The sequence below is a fragment of the Tenacibaculum ovolyticum DSM 18103 genome (assembly GCF_000430545.1).
GTDB lineage: Bacteria > Bacteroidota > Bacteroidia > Flavobacteriales > Flavobacteriaceae > Polaribacter > Polaribacter ovolyticus.
In genome coordinates this window covers 178,729-199,600 of record NZ_KE387165.1, presented here as the reverse complement: position 1 = coordinate 199,600, position 20,872 = coordinate 178,729, and the positions used below count along the sequence as shown (strand labels likewise).

18 protein-coding genes are annotated in these 20,872 nt (G+C 30.8%); 7 read left to right on the top strand and 11 right to left on the bottom strand.

Going from position 1 to position 20,872, the window contains the following annotated elements; genetic code table 11:
* Positions 1–1,929: a CocE/NonD family hydrolase gene (locus tag H518_RS0117255; RefSeq protein ID WP_028890232.1), complete on the bottom strand. Its 1,929-nt coding sequence runs from the start codon at positions 1,927–1,929 to the stop codon at positions 1–3.
* A 131-nt stretch (positions 1,930–2,060) separates the two neighbouring features.
* Positions 2,061–4,559 (bottom strand): zinc-dependent metalloprotease, encoded by a 2,499-nt coding sequence (locus tag H518_RS0117250; RefSeq protein ID WP_028890231.1) that lies wholly within the window; start codon positions 4,557–4,559, stop codon positions 2,061–2,063.
* A 144-nt stretch (positions 4,560–4,703) separates the two neighbouring features.
* Here H518_RS0117250 and H518_RS0117245 point away from each other — a divergent pair, with 144 nt between their 5' ends.
* Entirely contained in the window at positions 4,704–5,426 is a 723-nt protein-coding gene (locus H518_RS0117245) for a DJ-1/PfpI family protein (protein WP_028890230.1), read from the top strand.
* Positions 5,427–5,522: 96 nt separating this feature from the next.
* Here the strand turns inward: H518_RS0117245 and H518_RS0117240 are convergent, their stop codons facing one another.
* Positions 5,523–5,933: a hypothetical protein gene (locus H518_RS0117240; RefSeq protein ID WP_028890229.1), complete on the bottom strand. Its 411-nt coding sequence runs from the start codon at positions 5,931–5,933 to the stop codon at positions 5,523–5,525.
* Between the two features lie 8 nt (positions 5,934–5,941).
* Positions 5,942–7,069: a DegT/DnrJ/EryC1/StrS family aminotransferase gene (locus tag H518_RS0117235; RefSeq protein ID WP_028890228.1), complete on the bottom strand. Its 1,128-nt coding sequence runs from the start codon at positions 7,067–7,069 to the stop codon at positions 5,942–5,944.
* Positions 7,070–7,295: 226 nt separating this feature from the next.
* Here H518_RS0117235 and H518_RS20135 point away from each other — a divergent pair, with 226 nt between their 5' ends.
* A complete protein-coding gene (locus tag H518_RS20135; RefSeq protein ID WP_051263830.1) occupies positions 7,296–9,722 on the top strand; it encodes a hybrid sensor histidine kinase/response regulator in 2,427 nt (808 codons plus the stop codon).
* On the opposite strand, the gene H518_RS0117220 is transcribed toward H518_RS20135, so the two are convergent.
* Both H518_RS0117220 and H518_RS0117215 read right to left on the bottom strand, forming a co-directional pair.
* A complete protein-coding gene (locus tag H518_RS0117220) occupies positions 9,715–11,052 on the bottom strand; it encodes a sigma-54-dependent transcriptional regulator (protein WP_028890227.1) in 1,338 nt (445 codons plus the stop codon). The two genes, H518_RS20135 and H518_RS0117220, sit on opposite strands and share 8 nt — an antisense overlap.
* Positions 11,053–11,155: 103 nt before the next feature.
* Positions 11,156–11,473 (bottom strand): hypothetical protein, encoded by a 318-nt coding sequence (locus H518_RS0117215; protein WP_028890226.1) that lies wholly within the window; start codon positions 11,471–11,473, stop codon positions 11,156–11,158.
* A 253-nt stretch (positions 11,474–11,726) separates the two neighbouring features.
* Here H518_RS0117215 and H518_RS0117210 point away from each other — a divergent pair, with 253 nt between their 5' ends.
* Together H518_RS0117210 and H518_RS0117205 are read left to right on the top strand one after the other, a co-directional pair.
* The gene (locus H518_RS0117210; RefSeq protein ID WP_028890225.1) at positions 11,727–14,108 is read left to right on the top strand and encodes a penicillin acylase family protein; all 2,382 of its coding nucleotides are present in this window, start codon (positions 11,727–11,729) and stop codon (positions 14,106–14,108) included.
* Between the two features lie 5 nt (positions 14,109–14,113).
* On the top strand, positions 14,114–14,671 hold the full coding sequence (locus tag H518_RS0117205) for a hypothetical protein (RefSeq protein WP_028890224.1): 558 nt from the start codon (positions 14,114–14,116) through the stop codon (positions 14,669–14,671).
* Here the strand turns inward: H518_RS0117205 and H518_RS0117200 are convergent.
* From H518_RS0117200 to H518_RS0117180, 5 genes are read right to left on the bottom strand one after another with little or no spacing between them, the layout of a single operon-like run.
* On the bottom strand, positions 14,668–15,399 hold the full coding sequence (locus H518_RS0117200; protein ID WP_028890223.1) for a nitroreductase family protein: 732 nt from the start codon (positions 15,397–15,399) through the stop codon (positions 14,668–14,670). The genes H518_RS0117205 and H518_RS0117200 overlap by 4 nt on opposite strands.
* 33 nt (positions 15,400–15,432) lie before the next feature.
* Entirely contained in the window at positions 15,433–16,833 is a 1,401-nt protein-coding gene (locus H518_RS0117195) for an aldehyde dehydrogenase (RefSeq protein WP_316929595.1), read from the bottom strand.
* A gap of 32 nt (positions 16,834–16,865) precedes the next feature.
* Positions 16,866–17,552 (bottom strand): RluA family pseudouridine synthase, encoded by a 687-nt coding sequence (locus H518_RS0117190; protein WP_028890221.1) that lies wholly within the window; start codon positions 17,550–17,552, stop codon positions 16,866–16,868.
* A gap of 33 nt (positions 17,553–17,585) precedes the next feature.
* Complete coding sequence (gene yihA / locus H518_RS0117185) at positions 17,586–18,197, bottom strand: ribosome biogenesis GTP-binding protein YihA/YsxC (protein WP_028890220.1); 612 nt, start codon at positions 18,195–18,197, stop codon at positions 17,586–17,588.
* A gap of 26 nt (positions 18,198–18,223) precedes the next feature.
* Complete coding sequence (locus H518_RS0117180; RefSeq protein WP_028890219.1) at positions 18,224–18,988, bottom strand: alpha/beta fold hydrolase; 765 nt, start codon at positions 18,986–18,988, stop codon at positions 18,224–18,226.
* A 203-nt stretch (positions 18,989–19,191) separates the two neighbouring features.
* On the opposite strand from H518_RS0117180, the gene mraZ reads away from it, so the two are divergent.
* From mraZ to H518_RS0117165, 3 genes are read left to right on the top strand one after another with little or no spacing between them, the layout of a single operon-like run.
* The gene (gene mraZ, locus H518_RS0117175) at positions 19,192–19,659 is read left to right on the top strand and encodes a division/cell wall cluster transcriptional repressor MraZ (RefSeq protein WP_028890218.1); all 468 of its coding nucleotides are present in this window, start codon (positions 19,192–19,194) and stop codon (positions 19,657–19,659) included.
* Positions 19,646–20,542: a 16S rRNA (cytosine(1402)-N(4))-methyltransferase RsmH gene (gene rsmH, locus H518_RS0117170; protein ID WP_028890217.1), complete on the top strand. Its 897-nt coding sequence runs from the start codon at positions 19,646–19,648 to the stop codon at positions 20,540–20,542. Before mraZ ends, rsmH begins: the two co-directional genes overlap by 14 nt.
* Positions 20,542–20,871, top strand: coding sequence for an FtsL-like putative cell division protein (locus H518_RS0117165; protein ID WP_028890216.1), 330 nt, complete (start codon positions 20,542–20,544; stop codon positions 20,869–20,871). Before rsmH ends, H518_RS0117165 begins: the two co-directional genes overlap by 1 nt.
* The last annotated feature ends 1 nt before the right edge of the window (position 20,872 follow it).

Sequence of the window (20,872 nt, the reverse complement as noted above, 5' to 3'; positions counted from 1 at the left end):
TTATTTTAGAACAGGAAATTCAATGCTAGAGTCTGAAAACACAGTGTGTGTTTGCGTTTTAAAATCTTTTTTAGTAGCCTTGTAGATATTGTCTACATAAGTTTGCGGGTTCAAATCAATTAACGGGAACCATGTGCTTTGTACTTGTATTTGTAATTTGTGACCTTTTTTAAATGTATGAAAAACATCTTGCAGTTTAATATTTACTGATGTTTTCTTATTAGGGGTAAATGCTTCTGGTTTTGCAAAGCTATTTCTAAAACGACCACGCATTACTTCACTACGAACCATCATGTGATAATTACTTAATTTTAAATGAGATTGCATTTCTTTGTTATCATTTTTTAAATCAGCAGGATGTACGTCAATTACTTTTACAATCCAATCGGCAGCAGAACCTGTAGTTGCTACATTCAGTTTTGCTAAAATATCTCCAGCAAGTGTAAAATCTTCGGTTAATTCTTCAGTTTGAAAAACTAAAACATCAGGTCTTCTTGCAGCAAAACGCTGATCATCGGTCATGTATTTACGAGGAGTGAAAACAGTTTTAATATCTTCAGAGTACGGTACAGGTCGTTTAATATCGCTTATAAATTGTGTTTTAGAATCTCCTTTTTTAGAAGCGCTTAATTCTTGATTTTCTGATAAATAAAAAGACTCTTTGTTTACATTCTTAGGAGGCCAAACATCATACGATTTCCATTCTTTTTTACCCGTGTCAAAAACATAGGCTTCTGGTAATCCACTATTTTTAGAACCATCTCCTTTTAAGAAATGATTAAAGAATTTTGTTTCAATTTCTTTTTGAAATTTTAAAGAAATAGAATCTCCAAAATAATAGTTTCCTACTTTGTTTTGCACTTTGTTTCTAGCCCATCCGCCATGATCCCAAGGACCAAAAACTAAGGTATTGTAATTGTTTGGTTGATGTTTTTCAATATTTTTATAGGTTTCTAAAGGTCCGTATAAATCTTCTGCATCAAATTCACCTGCAACAACCATTGTTGCTACTGTTGATGGCACTTTATTTAAATGTTGAATAATACCTTTACTTTGCCAAATTGAATCGTAATTTGGGTGTTCTACCATTTCTTTCCAGAAAAAATCATCAATTCTGTTTTTATCTTCAGTTGTAGTAACATCTAACTTATCATATTGAAAGTATTCATTTAAATTTTTTAAAGGACCTTTATCTAAGAAAAACTGGTATTGGTCTTGAGTTTTCATTTTAGGAAAAGAATACCAAGCAGAATCTGTTGGTTGGTCTTTGTAAGTACCAAATAAAGGAATCGCATTGAAATAGCTTAGTAAAAAAGCACCATTATGATGAAAATCATCAAAAAAGAAATCTCCAATACATGCTTGTGGTGAGGCTGCTTTTAAAGCAGGGTGTGCATCAATCGTTGAAATAGTTGCATAATGCCCAGGATATGAAATACCCCAAGTACCTACTTTACCGTTATTGTTTGTTACGTTTTTTATTAACCAATCAATTGTGTCATAAGTATCGCTAGTCTCATCAGTTTGTTTCGCTGTTTTATTTGGTATATAAGCACGCATGTTATCATACATACCTTCGCTCATCCAACGACCACGAACATCTTGATATACGACAATATTCCCTTCTTTCATTAAATTTAAATTCGGACCAATTTTAGTTTTAAATTTATCGCCACCATAAGGTCTACAACTATAAGGAGTACGTTGTAGCAAAATAGGATATATTTTACTAGTGTCTTTAGGAGAGTATATAGTTGTATGTAGTTTAGCACCATCTCTCATGGTAATACTCACCTCTTTTTTTGTGTAATTATCTTTAACGTAAGTGTCTTTTATAGTTGTTTTTACTTCTTTTTCAGTTGCTGTTTTTGGAGTGCAACTACTAATAAAAAGTAAAAGAAGTATTGATAGTTTAAAAAGGTATTTCATAGAATTTTGTTGTTTGAAAAGGTAAATATAAAAAAAATGAAGTTGTATTAAAGCAGATTAAAAAAATCGGAGCTAATACAACTTCAAAGAAGTTTTTAAAAAGAATTATTTTTATTAAAAACGCTTATTCTTTATTTAGGATTTAAAATGCTATCAATTCTATCAATAGCATCTTGTAAGTGATAGCGGTTTAGTGTGTTTTTTGTAGTTGTAAGACTACGTTTTATATCACGTTTTAAACGTTTTAATTCACCTCTTACCACAGGTTTAATATCCGATTGGCTAATATTAACAGCAGTTTGTTTAAAGTAACCTCCGTTATTTGATCCTTTTTGACTTTTAGCTTTGTTTAATAAAAAACTTAAACGATCTAAATGTGCACGTTGTAAGTTTCTACGATAAGTATCAATAGCTTTATGGCTGTATAACTCACTCCAAACTCCTTTACGTAAATCAGTCATCATATTTAAAAGAGTGTATGAACTAGCTCCGTTTAAAGTTTCGTTCTCAATCATACGAGCCATTCTCCCTGTTTTTAAGATACGGTTTAAAGTTCTTACTTGTAGTGATCTAATTCGTTCTTCAGAACCTGAAAATTCGGTTTTACTGAAAATAGTTTTATTTAATAACCAAGTTGGCGTTTTAAATAATTCATTATTTACAAAACGGACTGCATTTTTTTGATGATTTTTATCTACATGTGTGTATACAGCTCCATCTTGCCCTGCAGTTTTATAATTTTCGTAAACACCACCGATGTTAGAACTTACATGCCCCATATAACGATTAAATTGACCTAGTAATTGTCCGTACATTGTTTTTAGTTCATCGTACGTTTCTCCATCTTTAGTTGTCCATTCTTCTAAACGAGGTAAAATTCTTTGTAGATTTTTAATTCCATATTTACTTGCTTTTATAGCATCATCACCTAAATCTTCAGTTTGTGAACTAGGGTCTATAACATTACGTACTTGTTGATGACCAAATCTGTATACAGGATTTCCTGCTTTATCAAGAATCCACTTGTTTAGAATTTCTTTCTCATCTTTAGCAGCGGTGTTGAATATAGGGCGGTATCCCCAACTAATAGCGTATTTATCGTAAGGTCCAATATTTGGCATTAATGCAACACCTTTATCTTCTGGTTGGGCTACGTAGTTAAAACGCGCATAGTCCATTATTGAAGGAGCAGTACCATTTTTTTTAGTAAATACTGCAGAACGTAAAGAATCTACAGGGTATGCAACAGAACTACCCATATTATGAGGTAAACCAAGAGTGTGACCAACTTCATGAGAAGAAACAAAACGAATTAAACGCCCCATTACTTCTTCTTTAAATTCATTACTTCTAGCATCTGGATTTATTGCTGCTGTTTGAATAAAAAACCAGTTGTGTAATAAAGACATTACATTATGATACCAGTTAATGTCAGATTCAAGAATCTCACCAGATCTAGGATCACTAACATGAGGGCCATTTGCATTCGGAATAGGTGAAGCTAAATAACGTACTACAGAGTAACGAACATCTTCAGGGCTCCATTCAGGATCTTCCTCTTTAGTAGGAGCATCTTTTGCAATTATCGCATTTTTAAAACCAGCAGCCTCAAATGCAACTTGCCAATCTTCTATACCTTGCTTTATATATTTACGCCATTCTTTAGGAGTAGCATCATCTATATAGTAAATAATCTGTTTTTTAGGTTCAACTAATTCACCTCTTTTAAATTTTTCTAAGTCTTCGTCTTTAACTTCTAAACGCCATCTATCTAGGTATTTAACTGATTTACTTTTTTGAGCATCTAATCCGTAATCTGTTTGAGATCTAGCAAACCATCCTACTCGTTCGTCGAAATAACGACGTTTCATTGGTGTTTTTGGAAGTAAAATCATAGAATTACTTAATTCCATAGAAACTGCACCAACGCTTCTATTTGAAGGAGCAGCGTTAGATATGTATGTTTTTACATTTCTAACTTCAATGTTTTTAGGGTAACTACTAATGCGTTCTATATAAGAACGGCTTTTATCCATCTTAGAAATTTTATACTGTTTTCTTTTGTTTTGAGGGAATCCTATAGCTTTTACATCAGAGTTGAATAAAGAAGAGACATCAATTACTGTTGCCGTAGAATCCTTACTAAAAGCTTTTATAGGAAAAGAATATAATATAGGTTCGAAATTAGAATTTACAACTGCTTTATGAACAGGAAGTAATGTGTCGGCCACAACGTTATAAGAAACGACTCTTAATAATATTTTTTTCTGTTTTTTTTGCCAACGTAAAACTTGAGTGTTTTGTTTACCACCTCCAAAACCAATACCGTTAGCTGTTTTGGCGATACGAGTTACCATTAACATTTCTCTATTTAATAGAGAATTTGGTATCTCGAATAAAAATTGTTGGTCTTTAGAGTGTACTTTAAATAATCCTTCGTCAGTTTTATGCTTTTTAGTAACAACTTTAGCATATGGCTTAATCGCATTTTTATTTGGCTTGCTTTTAGGCTTTGTTTGAGTTACTTTTTTACTGTTTTTTTTCTTTTTTTTACGTTGTGCATTTAAGTTTAACGAAAAAATTATAAGAAATACAGTAAAAAGTACTTTAGAAAGTAATCTTTTAGTCATGAATGTATTTTTAGAAAATTTTATCGAATTTATTGAATTACTACTCGTAAAATCATAATTAAATGTTAAAGGGGAAAAGGGGTTTCTTAATATTGACACAACATAGATTTTATATGTATTTTTAAACATTATTAAATAAACAATATGAAACGTATATTATATTTGTGTGTATTAGTTGTTGCTTTTAGTTGTGTAGCTAAAGAAAGTAAAGTAGAAAAAGTGTTTCCACATATAAAAGAAGGTAGATATAATGTTGCTTTTTTAATTATGGACGGGACTTTTAATACTGAACTAACAGCTCCTTTCGATATTTTTCAGCATACCATATTTAGAAAAGGAATTAAGCAAATGAATGTGTTTACTGTTGCAAATACAGACACTCCTGTTACAACTTTTGAAGGAATGAGAATTCTTCCTGATTTTAATTATTTAAAAGATAGTTTGCCTAAGATCGATATTTTGGTAGTACCAAGTGCAGAACATCATTTAGATTCTGATTTAGAGAATAAAGAGCTAATTAGTTTTGTGCAAGAGGTTGATAAAGAAGCTGAGTTTGTAACTTCTCATTGCGACGGTGCTTTTGTGCTTGCAAAGGCAGGTATTTTAAAAGGAAAGGTGTCAACAACATTTCCTTCAGATATTGATAAAATGCGTGAAATGTTTCCTGATTTAGATATTAAAAAAGAAGTGCTTTTTGTTCATGATGGTAAATATATTACATCAGCAGGAGGAGCAAAGTCTTTTGAAGCTGCTTTGTATTTATGTGAATATTTATATGGTAAAGAAATAGCAAAATCTTTAGCAGGTGGTTTGGTGATAGATTGGGATGTTAATAAAGTGCCACATTTAATAGTTGGTAGAGAGTAATGATAAAATTTTAGATTGTTATTTTATAAATATATATATCAAGAAGAGATATTATAAACTAAAAAAGCGAACTTAATTAAGTTCGCTTTTTTTTATCTATAAATTAGGATTTTTAATTTCTAAAAGAGAAAATATTTTATCTTCTTTAGGAGCTAAAAGAATCATATAAAATAAAAGAATTACACCAAAAAGAATAAAATCAGGTTTTAAGAAAAGAATTGAAAAACAAGCAACCTCCAATACAGCCCATTTATAAATAGAAGCATTTTGGTAGATCATGAATTTTTCATCATCACTAGTACCCTTTTTTATATTATTTAAAACTTTTTTAAATATAAAATTACTTAGTACATAAGCAACTGCAGGAATAAAAGAATATATTAAAGAAGAATCATCTATTTCTAAATTTAAAATATTTTTAAAATTACCTATTAAAAAATAGGCTAAAGTTACTCCGGCAACTAATGCAAGGTGAATTATTTTAAGTGTTTTTATTTTTTGATTCATAGCTGTTTTTAAGAAACAAAATCATTAATCGTTTTTGTAATAAACATTAATTGTTCTTCATCTAATTCAGTATGCATAGGTAAAGAAATTACTTCATCAATTAATTGATTGGTAATAGCAAAATCATTTTCATTATAGCGCTCATCTTTATATGCTTTCTGTGCATGTAAAGGTACCGGGTAATAAATTGCATTCGGAATATTATTGTCTAATAAATATTGATGTAATTCATCTCGTTTACCATTTGTTATTCTTAAAGTATATTGATGAAAAACATGAGTGGTAAAAACGCTAATAGCAGGCGTTATAATGTTCGAATTAGTAGAAAAAGCTTCAGAATAATACATTGCAGCTTTTCTACGTGCATCACAAAAACTATCTAATAAAGGTAATTTTATTTGTAAAACAGCAGCTTGTAAACTATCTAAACGAGAATTTACCCCAACTACATCGTGGTAATAACGTTTGTACATTCCGTGATTTACAATACCTCTTATTGTATGTGCTAAGTCATCATCGTTTGTGAAAATAGCACCACCATCACCATAACAACCTAAGTTTTTAGAAGGGAAAAATGAAGTTGTTCCTACGTTTCCGATAGTTCCAGATTTCTTTTTTGTTCCGTCAGAGAAAGTATAATCAGCACCAATTGCTTGTGCGTTATCTTCAATAACAAATAAGTTGTGCTCTTTAGCAATTTGCATTACAGCTTCCATATTAGCACATTGTCCAAATAAATGTACTGGTACAATTGCTTTTGTTTTTGGTGTAATTGCTTTTTTTAATGCTTCAATATCAATATTAAAAGTATCTGGCTCAACATCAACTAAGACAGGAGTTAACTTTAATAAGGCAATAACCTCTACGGTTGCTGCAAAAGTAAAATCGGCAGTAATAACTTCGTCACCTTGCTCTAAGCCTAATCCCATCATTGCAATTTGTAAAGCATCGGTTCCGTTAGCACACGGAATTACATGTTTTACATCTAAATATTTTTCTAAATCACTTCCAAACCCTTTAACTTCTGGGCCACCAATGTAATAGGCAGTGTCTAATACATTATCAAAAGCTTTATTTACTTGTGGTTTTATTTTTGCGTACTGACCTTGTAGGTCAACCATTTGAATTTTTTTCATAAAACGAAAATTTAGAGCTCAAAAATACGAACAATCTTTTATCTTTCTCCGCATTTGAAGAAAATAATGAATCAATGAAGCCTAAATTAATAGGGAGATTTCATTAAGATAAATTAATTTTTTTTCAAAAAAAGGATTTCTGATTTATGGCAACAAATTTTCAAAAAAAACGTTGCTATAAATTCAGTAAAAGAGATTGGAGTATTAAAGGAAGATATTTATTTTTATGAAATCATCAAAACAGAAAATTGCTTTTAAAGTTTTAATAGGATATGTAATACTTGCTGTTTTGGCTACTATTTCAGGAGTTTTATTACTTTCTGAAATCAAAACTTTTACAAAATTACAAAGACAGGGGGTTTTAGACGGAAAGAAAATTATACGAACAGGTAGTTTAATTGCGAAGGTTTATGAAAATGAAAATTTAGGTAGGGCAGCTATTCAGTTAAACTCTACTAAAAGGTTTAAGGAGTATGTTTATGAAAATAAACAATTATTATTGAAAATAGATTCACTTAATTTTATTGTAAATAATGGTTCTCAAAAATTTATTTTAGATAGTATAAAGTTAGTTTTAACTAAAAAACGTAAAAATATTACGGGTTTAAAGAAGTTAAAGCAGCAAAATAATTCAGAAGAATCGATTAATCAAGCTTTAGATAAATTAGGGTCGATTGATTCCCTTTTAGGAGGTGGTTCAGTTAAGAAAATTGTAAAAAACTCCTCGTTTTTAGATGAAAAAACCCTTAGGGATTTAGAAGAATATTTTCAGGTAATAAATAAACAAGATACCAATGCTAAGGTTAATAAAGTTGATCAAAAACAAATAGATTCTCTAGTTTATATTTCTAAAAACATACTTAAAAAGGCACAGCGAGAAACAAATAGAAAACGTAGATCTTTACGAGTAAAAGAGCGAGCGTTAATTAAAAATGATTTAATTATTTCTAGGAAGCTAAGAGAAATGTTAAATGTTTTAGAAAACGATGTTATTATCTATACTAATAATATTTATAAGCAACGAGAAGAAACTCTTAATCGTAGTAGGAATATAATTTTATTCGCAGCGGCAATTGGCTTTATTATTATACTTCTTTTTTCATTTATTATTTTAGATGATTTCTGGAAAAGTCAGCATTATAGAAATGAATTAGAACAGGCAAGTGCTAGAGCTTCATCTCTTTTAAAAAGTAGAGAACAATTGATGTTTATGGTAAGTCATGATTTAAGAACTCCCTTAAGTACTATCATTGGTTATAGTGAGTTGCTTCAAAAAGAAGTGCAAAATGTTAAAGAAAAAAATTATACAGAGCATATTCAAAATGCATCTGTGTATATGAGGCAGTTGGTAGCAGATCTTTTAGAATTCTCTAAGTTAGAAAGTGGGGAAGTAGGCGTAGAGTCTATTTCTTTTGATTTAAAAAAATACTTGATAGAAGTTGCAGGTAATACCGAAAACTTAGTAAAAGATAAGCCTGTTTCTGTAATTTTAAAACATGATGAAACAATAGCCTTACCTATTATTAGTGATCCGTTTAGAATAAAGCAAATTTTATATAATTTGGTAACTAACGCTAGTAAATTTACAGAAGAAGGGTTTATTACAATTAAGAGTAGTGTTGAAAAAGAGAATACTAAAACTTATTTAAAAATAATAGTGAGTGATACAGGTGTTGGTATTGATAAAGAGCAACAGCAAAATGTTTTTAAAGCTTTTACTCAGATTGAAATAGGAAATAATAGCCGAAATGGTTTTGGTTTGGGGTTAACAATTTCTAATAAGCTTGCTGAATTATTAGGAGGAGGGTTAACCTTAAGTAGCGATTTAGGAGAAGGAAGTGTATTTACATTAAAGATTCCTGTAGTTTTTTCAAAAGAATCATTAAGTAAGCCTTCAGTTTTAAATGAAGCTACTGTATTTAATTTAAAAGCTATTGTTGTTGAAGATGATGTAGCTATGGGAACCCTTTTAAAGGAGAGGTTAGAACAATTCGGAATAGAAGTTTGTCTTTTTACTAATGCGCAAACTGCTTTGGAGAGGGTTAGTGAAATATATTACGACTTGGTTTTAACTGATATTCAACTCCCGAAAATGAATGGTTTTCATTTTATGGAAACCCTAAAAAATCATGATTCATATAATAATCAACCAATAATAGCAATGACAGGTAGAACTAGTTTGTCTATGGGAGAATATGTTAAAGCAGGTTTTTCAGATGTGCTAATAAAACCATTTGATCTTACTAAATTAGAATGTGTTCTAAAAAAATATTTTAGTAGTTGTATTTTAAAATCAAATAATATTAGTGAAATAGATAGTAAAGTAAAAGAAACAAGTTCTTTTGATGTTGTTTCATTAGGAGCTTTTCTAAATAACGATGTGCTTTTGATAAAGAATACATTGAGTCTCTTTTTAAAAGAGACTCAAAATGATTTTTTACTATTGGAGAAGGCACAAGTAAACAATGAATTAAAAATATTTAATGATGTTAGTCATAAAATGATAAGTATGTTTAGGCAAATAAATGCGGTAGCACTTGTTCCTTTTTTAGAAGTATTCGAAACTAGTAAAGAAATTGACGATATTCTTTTTGCGGATTTTAAAAAAATATTTAATGAGTTTATTTTAGAATTAGAAAATTATCTTAGCTAAGATCGTATTCTTTTATTTTATTATAAAGTGTTTTTCTTGTAATGCTTAATAATTTTGCGGCTTGAGTTTTGTTATTATCGGCTTCTTCTAGAGCTCTTATAATGAGTTTTTTCTCATTTTCTTTGGTAGAGAATTTTTTAGAAACGTTAGATTGATTTCTAACGTTAAATAATCCTTCAGGAAGCACATGTTTTTCGATGATTTCAGTTTGTGATAATAACGTTGCTCTTTTTATAATATTAGATAATTCACGTAAGTTACCAGGCCATTGATACCCCTGAAATAAGGCAATTACCTCTTTAGAGAAACCGACAATAGATTTATTAAGTTCTTTATTTGCTTTATCTAGAAAAAAATCAGCATATAAAATTAAGTCATCATTTCTGTCTTTTAAGCTAGGTACTTTTATCGAAAATTCATTTAAACGATGGTATAAATCTTCTCGAAAATTACCTTCTTCAACAGCTAGCAATAAGTCTTCATTTGTAGCTGTAATTAAACGAATATCGACTTTTATTTCTTGACTACTACCTAAAGGTTTAATCTTCCTTTCTTGTAAAGCACGTAATAGTTGTATTTGACTCTCGTAGTTTAAATTCCCTACTTCATCTAAAAATAACGTTCCTTCGTTAGCCGCTTCAAAATGCCCTGTCTTATCATTTGTAGCACCAGTAAATGAACCTTTTTTATGACCGAAGAATTCACTTGTAGCAATTTCTTTTGGTATAGCTCCGCAATCTACGGCGATAAAAGGTTTGTTTTTTCGTGTACTTTCAGTATGAATTGTTTGGGCAACGACTTCTTTTCCTGTCCCGCTTTCACCTGTTATAAGAACAGACATATTGGTAGGGGCTACTAAATGAATATATTCATACAGTGTTTTTGATGTAGCACTTATTCCTGAAACAAATTTAGTGCTAGAGGCTTGTTCTTTTGTTTTATTTGTTAAAGGAGAATTGTTATTAGTAGGCTTTTCCTCTAAAGCATTGTTAATAACCTCTAAAACTTCATCAGGATTAAAAGGTTTTGAAATGTAATCAAATGCACCTTGCTTTATTGCTTGAACAGCTGTTGAAATTTCAGCATAACTAGTCATTAAAACTACAGGGATATCATTATTGTTTTTTTTGATTTGTTTTAAAAAAGTGATGCCATCGCCGTCAGGAAGACGTAAGTCGGTAAACACTAAATTGTATTTTTCCTTTTTTAATAAGGAAGAAGCACTGCTAATTGTGTAGCTAACATCTATAATGTAATTGTGACGTTCAAGAAAACGCTTTAAAATATCAGAAAAAGTAACGTCATCTTCTACTAGTAAAATTTTTTTCATAAAAAGTGTTTAGTCTTTAAAGCAACTCTTTATTAAAATAAAAAAGAACGCTTATTTAAAATAACGTTCTTTTTCAATTAAAATTCAAATAAAAACACGTTTTTTATTTTTTATTTTTCAATTCTTTTTCATCTAGTAAGTTACCTTCTTTATTTGTGTAAACAATTGTTGGTTTGTTACCTGAAAGAAGTTCAAACTTATACTGCTCTTTGCTATTCACAAAAGCTTTACTGATAGTAGCTTTTGGAAAATATTCTTTAATAGTTTTTGCTACTACAGCAGGTATTTTTTTGATAGAAACCTCTTTAAAATCGTCGTTTACTATAGAGCAAGTAACTTCGATAGGGAATAAGTTGTTAGAAGTTGCATATGTTGAAACTCCACTTGCTAAGATTGCTGTTGCTAAAAATAATTTTCTCATGATTTAAGTTTTTATTGTTCGATTTATATATAGAAATAAATGTGCCATTTGTTTTTTAAAAACATGTTTTAATGGTTATTCTGTTGTTTGCTAGTTGTTTGTGGTTTTTTATGTGTTTGTTCTTTTAACTAGCTGTGTATAAAGAGTGTGTAATGCAGTAGGTGTATTGTGTAATTATTACTCCATTAATGAATATTATTGATTTATATAGACGAATTATATTTCTGTTATCTTTGAAAAAAAACCTTAGTTAATGAAGTTATTTAAGAAACTTTTTAAAATTGTATTATTACTATTTATCTTAATAGTTGTTGGAGTTTGGTTGTTTTCTATGACATTGTACCCAACATATAATGGAACATTAGAATTAGCTAATATTTCTGATAAAGTTACGGTTCACTACGATGAAGTTGGTGTTCCGCATATTAATGCTCAAAATCAACAAGATGCATATACTGCATTGGGCTATGTACATGCGCAAGATAGATTGTGGCAAATGGAATTGGTTAGAAGAATATCCGCAGGAAGATTAGCGGAAGTTTTTGGAAAAGATCTAGTACGTACAGATAAATTTTTCTTAGGATTAGGGATTGAAGAGGCAGCCGAAAAAACAATTAAAAATTTAGATAAAACTTCTGAGGTTTATAAAATGACCGAAGCTTACTTAAATGGGGTGAATCAGTTTATGAATGAAGGAGCAACACCATTAGAGTTTTATTTGACTGGTATTAAAAAAGAGAAATATACAATTAAAGATATATATAATGTTTTCGGTTATATGGCTTTTAGTTTTGCTGTGGCGCACAAAACAGATCCATTATTAACAGAAGTTAAAGAAAAATTAGGGGAGGTTTATTTTAATGAATTAAACGGAGTAAATTATGAGAACTTAACGCTTATTAAGAATGAGAAGAATTCAGAAATAAAAGGAGCCTTTGCAAAAGCAATGAATACTTTACTAGATAAATTGCCAATTTCACCATTTATAGGAAGTAATTCTTGGGTTTTAGGACCTGAAAAAACAAAAAACGGAAAAGTGATTTTTGCAAACGACCCACATATTGGTTTTTCACAACCTTCTGTTTGGTATCAATCACACATTAAAACACCAACCTATGAAATTTATGGATTTAATTTAGCTTTAACACCATTTCCGCTGTTGGGACATAATAGAAATTATGCATACGGGTTAACAATGTTTGAGAATGATGATATTGATTTTTATTACGAGCAGAATAATCCTGATAATAAGCAAGAATATAAAACTATTGATGGTTATAGAAAATATAAATTAATTGATAAAACGATTAAAGTAAAAAATGGTGTTGACACTACTTTTCAAATTAAGGTAAGTAAACATGGGCCAATAATGAATAATTTAATTGATTTTATTAGAGATGAACGTCCTATTGCAATGCAATGGATTTATACTAAATTAGATAATCAATTATTAGAAACAAGTTATGAATTGTCGCACGCAAAATCATTATCTGAATTTAAAAAAGGAGCAAGTAAGTTACATGCACCTGGTTTAAATATTATGTATGGAGATGCTCAAAGTAATATTGCATGGTTTGCTTCAGGTAAATTATATAAATATAGAGATAGTTTAAATACGAAGTTAATTTTAGACGGAGCTTCAGGTAAAGATGAAATAAAAAGATGGTTAGATTTTGAGGAGAATCCACAAGCAATAAATCCTAAATTAAATTATGTGTATTCGGCGAATAATCAACCAGATTCTATTGCAGGTATTTTATACCCAGGATATTATTTAGTAGAAGATAGAGCAAGAAGAATAGTTGAGTTATTAGCGCCTAAAAATGATTGGACAAAAGAAGATGTTGCAGAAATGATTTACGATGTAACTTCACCGACAGCTCCTGAGATATCTGAAAAATTAATTGAAGCATTAACTATTTCTGAATTTTCAGCAAGTGATAAAAAAGCAATTGAAATATTAAAGCAATGGAATGGTTATTACGGAAAAGATGAGGTTGCTCCTGTAATTTATAATCGTTTATTATATGAGTTTCAAAAGAATACTTTTAGAGATGAAATGGGTGAAGCATATGTGCAATTTGTAAATACCCCTTTCGTAGAAAAGGTAGTCCCTGTTCAAGCGGGAAGAATAAAATCTGTTTGGTGGGATGATATTTCAACAAAAGAAAAAGTAGAAACGAGAAAAGATATTATTACTAAATCATTTAAAAAGACATTCTCTTTTTTACAAAACCAATTAGGAGAAAATGTTGATGATTGGAAATGGAGTAGGGTTGCTTCTGTAGAGTATCAGCATCCAATAGGAAAAGCTGGAGGATTATTGAGAAAATTATTTAATGTAGGGCCTTTTAAAACAAATGGAGGTGATCAAGTAATAAATAACCAAATTTATGATATTGATAGTACAGGTTTTTATAAAGTAAAAGCAGGACCTTCAACACGAAGAATTATTGATTTTTCAGATGTAGAAAATAGTTTAGCAATTTTACCAACGGGTCAATCAGGTAATGTGTTTAGTGAGCATTATAAAGATCAAGCTGAAAAATATGTAGATGGTAAGTTTGAGAAAATGAAAATTAATCAGTCAGAAATTGAGAAGAGTAAGAATATGCTAGTGTTTAAGGTAAAATAATAATTATGAGAAATGTGTTTGATATTAGTTCTGATGGAATTAATGTTTATTTGAGTTTAGAAATTAAAACTAGTAGAACTCTAAAAGTGTTATTAGTAATAGTATTGCTTTTTGTAGTTGTTTTGTTAGGTTTTCTATTTTCTGCTTTAGATATAAAAGAAGTGCCAAAGTTGATTCTTCCAATGATTATAATTCCTGTTTTGATATTTTACTTTTTAATAAGATACGTGCTTTGGAATTTATTTGGCAAAGAGGTTGTTATTGTTAATAGAAAGTCAATTAGTAGTGGTTTAGATTATGGGTTGTATAAAACTAATTTAAAAACTATTTTGATTGATCGATTAGGTTTTGGGGAGGAGTTCGTTAGAGAGTTCGAGTTGGTAAGGTATGGGAATATAAATTTTTACAACTATAATAAATTAACTAATCTTCCAGAATTAATACACAGTACAAGTGTGGAGTTAACTTTGGAAGAAATAATTAACGTCCATGATAAAGTTTCAGAAATATTTATGGATGATTTTAATGAAGAAAATAAATTTTTGTCTTTTTCAGAGAACTAAACCTCCTTATAAACTTCTTCGAAAGGAATTCTAAAACGCTCGCCATACACGCCTTTTTTTGTTCTGATACCACAACTAACAATCATGTTTATTTCTGCACCACGTGGAATATTTAATAGGCGTTTTACTCGCCAAGTATCAGAACCTTCCATAGGGCAGGTATCGTAGCCTTCGGCAGCCATTGATAACATGAAAGTTTGTGCTGCAAGCCCAGCGGTTTTATGAGAAACAATTCTCATGTCGCTATTACGAACTTCACGATACATTGGTTTAAATAAACCAACAATTAAAACCATTAAGTATTTTAGGTAGCCTAAAAGACCAAATAAATCGGAGTATACAAAAGGAATAATTTTCCCATAATAATTACGAGCAACTTTTTCTCGACTACTTTGTTCTGTTTTTTTATTGTTTTTCCCAAACGTAGTGTCCATAAAAGCTAAATTAGCTTTAGCACGTTTACGCCACAAATCTTTTCGTGTAACAAAAACAACTAATTGTTGCGCTGTTTTGGCTGTATTCTGATTAAAACATAAAGGAGCGATTTTTGCAATTGTTTCTTTAGAGGTAATATGGTAAAACTCCCATAGCTGCATGTTACTACTTGTAGGTGCTAAACTTGCTTGTTTAATGCACTTCTTTACAATATTGGTATCAATGTTTTTTTTAGCATCGTATATTCTAACAGAACGGCGATAATTAATAGCTTCTGAAACTGTTTTAGGCATATTTAATGTTTTTTGAATAGAAATAGTGTTTACTTATCCTATTTTTAATAAGGTTTTTAATTGTTTTAGTTTTCCTTTGTAAGGAGCGTAACGAGTTGGTACATCTAGCCAGTTACCTCTGGTAACCACGCCTTTGCTATGAGAAAAAACATCAAAAGTTTTTTTTCCGTGATAACTACCAATTCCGCTCTCTCCAACACCACCAAAAGGCAATCGATGATTTGCAAAATGAACCATAGTGTCGTTAATTGTTCCGCCACCAAAAGAATACTTTGCAATCATTTTTTTAGCAAAACCCTTACGAGTGGTAAAAACATAGAATGCTAAAGGCTTGTCGTATTTAGTAATAATGGCATCAAATTCTTCTTCAGTTTTATATGAAATTAATGGTAATATTGGCCCGAAAATTTCTCCTTTCATTACTTCACTATTTAAACTTGGTTCATTTATAATGGTAGGAGCAATATAATTATCATCTCTATCTGTTTTTCCACCAATTAAATATTTTTGGTCTTTTAACATAAGTGCTAAACGATCAAAATTACGAGTATTTACAATTCTTGGGTAATCTTCTGATTCTTGAGGGTTTTTGCCGTAAGCTTTAATTAGCTCTTCTTTAAAATAATTTACAAAGGCTTCTTTTACTGCAGTATGAATTAATAAATAATCAGGAGCAATACATGTTTGCCCTCCATTAATAAATTTACCCCAAACTAATCGTTTAGCTGTAAGTTTAATGTTGGCAGTGTCGTCAATAATACAAGGGCTTTTTCCGCCTAGTTCTAAGGTAACAGGTGTAAGGTGTTCGGCAGCCGCTTTGGCTACTATCTTTCCTACAGGAACACTTCCTGTAAAGAAAATGTAATCCCAACGTTGCGTAAGTAATTCTTGAGAAGTTTCTACGCCTCCTTCTATTACTAAAACATGATTTTTATCAAAAACAGATTCAATAATTTCTTTGGTTATTTTACTTACATGCGGTGTTAATTCTGATGGTTTTAAAATTACGGTATTTCCTGCGGCTATTGCTCCTAAAAGAGGTGCAAAAGCCAATTGGTAAGGGTAGTTCCAGGGAGCAATAATTAAAACGGTTCCGTATGGTTCCTTATGTATTTTTGCTGAAGATGGAAAATTTAATAGAGAAGGTAAGATTCGTTTTGGTTTGCTCCAAGAATCTATATTCTTTAGAGTCATTTTTAATTCAGCTAACACAATAGAGGTTTCGGTCATTACAACTTCGTATTCTGATTTTTTAAAATCATCGTACAATGCTTTTATAATGTCTCGTTCTCTTCTTATGAGTTCTTTTTGAAGCTTTTTTAAAGCATTTTTTCTAAAGGAAATCTCTTTAGTTTGTTGTGTTGAAAAAAAGTTTTTTTGTGCTTGAACTAATTCAGGAATACGCATAGTTAGAATTTGCTTAAAGGTACAAATTTAACTGATTTTTTAAAAGATGTTTTTAGGTGTTATACGCAAGCATCCCAAATAGGTTCTTTTGGAGTTGGTGCGGTAATTTTAATGAGTTCTTTGCTTACTGGATGAATAAATTCAATTTTTCGTGCGTGTAAATGAATGCTGCCATCTTTATTGCTTCTTTTTGCGCCGTATTTTAAATCACCTTTAATACTTGAGCCTATGTTAGATAGCTGTACTCGTATTTGATGATGACGACCTGTTTCTAAATCAACTTCAATTAATGAGTAGTTGTCTAGTTTTTTAAGAGTAGTGTAATGAAGAATTGCTTTTTTACTACCCTCAATTTCTTTTAGGTAAGCAGTAGATTTGTTGTTTTTAGGATTCTTTTTTAAGTAATTTATTAAAGTGTCTGCTGATTTTTTAGGTTGATTCTTTACAACAGCCCAATACGTTTTTTTTATAGTTTTTTCGCGTAGCATTTTATTTAAACGCTCTAAAGCCTTTGAGGTGCGTGTGTAAATAACAACACCCGAAGTGGGTCTGTCTAAACGATGAACAGTTCCTAGATAAACAGCCCCAGGTTTATTGTATTTATCTTTAACGTATTCTTTAACAACGTCAGAAAGTGGTTTATCACCAGTTTTATCACCTTGTACAATGTCACCAGCTCTTTTGTTAACAATAATTAAATGATTGTCTTCATGTAAAACTTGTAAGTTGTTTTTGGTAGAGTGCATTTTTGTAATATATCTTCGATTTAACTCGAGAAATTATTCGAAATCTTTGGCTACATCTTGGTTTACACCGTCAATAAAACCTAAAAACTCATCGCGACCTAAACCTGTAGATGAAGAAGTAAGAAATGATGTTGGTAATGTTTCCCAGTGATTTAATAATTTCTTTTTGTAGGTAGTAATCTGTTTGTTTATTTTAGAGCTACCAAGTTTATCTGCTTTTGTAAAAACGATACAAAACGGAATTTGGTTTTCGCCTAAAAATTGCATGAATTCTAAATCTATCTTTTGTGGATCATGACGAGAATCAATCAAAACAAAAGTACAAACTAGCTGCTCTCTTTCTTTAAAGTAGTTTTCGATAAAAAACTGAAAAATAGTTCTTTTCTTTTTAGAAATTTGAGCATAACCATAACCAGGTAAATCAACTAAAAACCATTCATTATTTATCTTAAAATGATTAATAAGTTGTGTTTTTCCAGGTTTCCCAGAGGTTTTGGCTAAATCTTTTCGCTCCATTAACATGTTAATTAGCGAAGATTTACCAACATTTGAGCGACCTATAAAAGCATACTCAGGTATTCTGTCTTTGGGTGCTTTCATAACATTGCTGTTACTCATCACAAAATCTGCAGATTTTATTTTCATAAAAATAAGTTAAGCTATTTCTGCTATTATATATTTCGCTTAGAAAGCCAGCTTTCTAAAATTGCGTTAAATTCTTCAGGAGTTTCCATCATTGCTGCATGCCCACATTTATCAATCCAAAATAAATCTGAATCTGGTAATAATTTATGGAAATCTTCAGCTACTTCTGGAGGAGTTACACCATCTTGTTTTCCCCAAATAAGACATGTTGGTTGGTGCATATTTGGTAAATCATTTGCCATGTTGTGTCTAATAGCACTTTTAGCAATAGATAATGTTTTTAAAGCCTTAATTCTGTCATTTACAATCTCATAAATGTCGTCAACAAGTTCTTTTGTAGCTACTTTTGGATCGTAAAAAACTTCTTGGGCTTTTGTTTCGATATATTCGTAATTACCTCTTTTAGGGTAACTATCTCCCATAGATTTTTCGTACAAGCCAGAACTACCAGTTAAAACTAGTGCATCTACATCTTTAGGGTAGTGTTTTGTATAGTACAAAGCAATATGACCACCTAAAGAATTCCCTAAAAGAACAACGTCTTTAAGGTTTTTGTATTCAATAAAATCATGTAAATGTTCTGCTAAGTTTTTTACATTTGTTTTTAACAAAGGCATCGTATATAAAGGTAGTTCAGGTATTAAAACATGGTACCCTTTTTTTGAGAAATATTTAAAGGTTTCATCAAAATTACTAAGGGCTCCCATTAAACCGTGCAGTACGATTAATGCTCTTCCTTTCCCTGCTTCTGCATATGTAAAATTACCTTCTTTTTTTAAAAATTCAGTCATTAATGTATAGGATTTGACTCAACCACAAATGTAGTCCTTTTTTGTTGAATTCTCGGTTTTATTATTTAGCGCATGTTTAGGATATTAAAACGCCTTGTATTCAGTTTTTTAGCTAAAAAGTCAAAATTTATGAACAAAGTGGTGAAAAGTGGTAAAAAGTGGTAAATATTTTTTATTTTTGATGCAAACTATGAATACTTGGCGTGGTAAACTTAATTGGAACATATGAATGTAAAATAGATGCTAAAGGGAGGGTGATGATGTCATCGGCTTTTAAGAAGCAGCTATCTTCTGTGTTGCAGGACGGGTTTGTTGTAAAGAGGTCAGTTTTTCAGCCGTGTTTGGAGTTGTATCCGATAGTTGAGTGGAATTTGATGATGCAAAAGATTAATAAGTTAAATCGATTTGTAAAGAAAAATAATGATTTTATTAGGAGGTTTACTGCGGGTGTAAAGCCTGTTGAGGTGGATGCTGCTGGTAGAGTGTTAATTCCAAAAGATTTATGTCAATTCGCAGGTATAGATAAGCAGGTGGTGTTTTCGTCGGCTGTTAATATTATTGAAATTTGGGATAAGGATAAGTATGAACAAGTAATAGATGATGCTGTTGTTGATTTTGCTGATTTAGCAGAAGAGGTAATGGGTAATATAGATGTAGATGAGTTATCATAATCCGGTTTTATTGAAAGAAAGTGTAGATGCGCTTAATATTAAAGAAGATGGTGTGTATGTTGATGTGACTTTTGGTGGCGGTGGTCATTCGAGAGAGATATTAAGTAGGTTGGGAGCGAATGGGAAGTTGTTTGCTTTTGATCAAGATCCAGATGCACAGGGGAATAAGATTGAAGATGATCGGTTTGTGTTAATAGGTGAGAATTTTCGATTTATTTCGAGGTTTTTACGTTTTTATGGTATTCGTAAGGTAGATGGTGTTTTGGCTGATTTAGGTGTGTCTTCGCATCAGTTTGATGAGGCGGAAAGAGGTTTTTCTACAAGGTTTGACGCTGATTTGGATATGAGGATGGATCAGAAATCTGATTTGTCAGCCAAAAAAATTATCAATAAATATAGTGAAGAGCGTTTGGCTGATGTGTTGTTTTTGTATGGTGAGTTGAGGAATGCAAGAGTTTTGTCTAAGAAGATTATTGCAGCAAGAGAAGAAGAAGAAATTAATACTAGTTTTCAGTTGAAAGAAGTGTTAAAAGAGTTTCTTCCGCAAGCAAAAGAACATAAGATTTTGGCGCAGATATTTCAGGCGGTAAGAATTGAGGTGAATCAAGAGTTGGAGGTGTTGAAGGAGTTTTTAGAGCAAATGCCTGGTTTGTTGAGTGAAGAAGGACGTTTAAGTGTTATTTCGTATCACTCGCTAGAGGATAGATTGGTAAAGCGATTTATAAGAACAGGGTTGTTTGTGGGAGAGCCAGAAAAAGATTTTTACGGAAATATTAGTGTTCCTTTAAAGAAGGTAGGGAAAATGATTATTCCGACTAAAGAGGAGATAAAAGTAAATAATAGAGCAAGAAGTGCAAAACTACGAGCAGCAACATTAAAGTAATGTCTAGAGTAAAAGAGAGTATTTATGGAATATTACAAGGGCGTTTTTTAACAGATGATAGCTCTTTTAATAACTGGAGGATATTAATTTTTGTTGTGGTGTTGTTGTTAATAATGATATCGAGCTCACATAGTTTAAATGCTAAAGTAGTTAAGATAGCTGAGTTGAAGAAAAATAAAAGAGAGTATCGGGCAGAAGATTTTGATACGAGTACGGAGTTAACAAGGATGAAATTAGAGAGTAATATTCGGAAAAGGGTTAAATCTAAAGGGCTGTTTCCTGCAGAAAAGCCACCGCAAAAAATAAAAGTAACAACTAATAAAGAGTAGA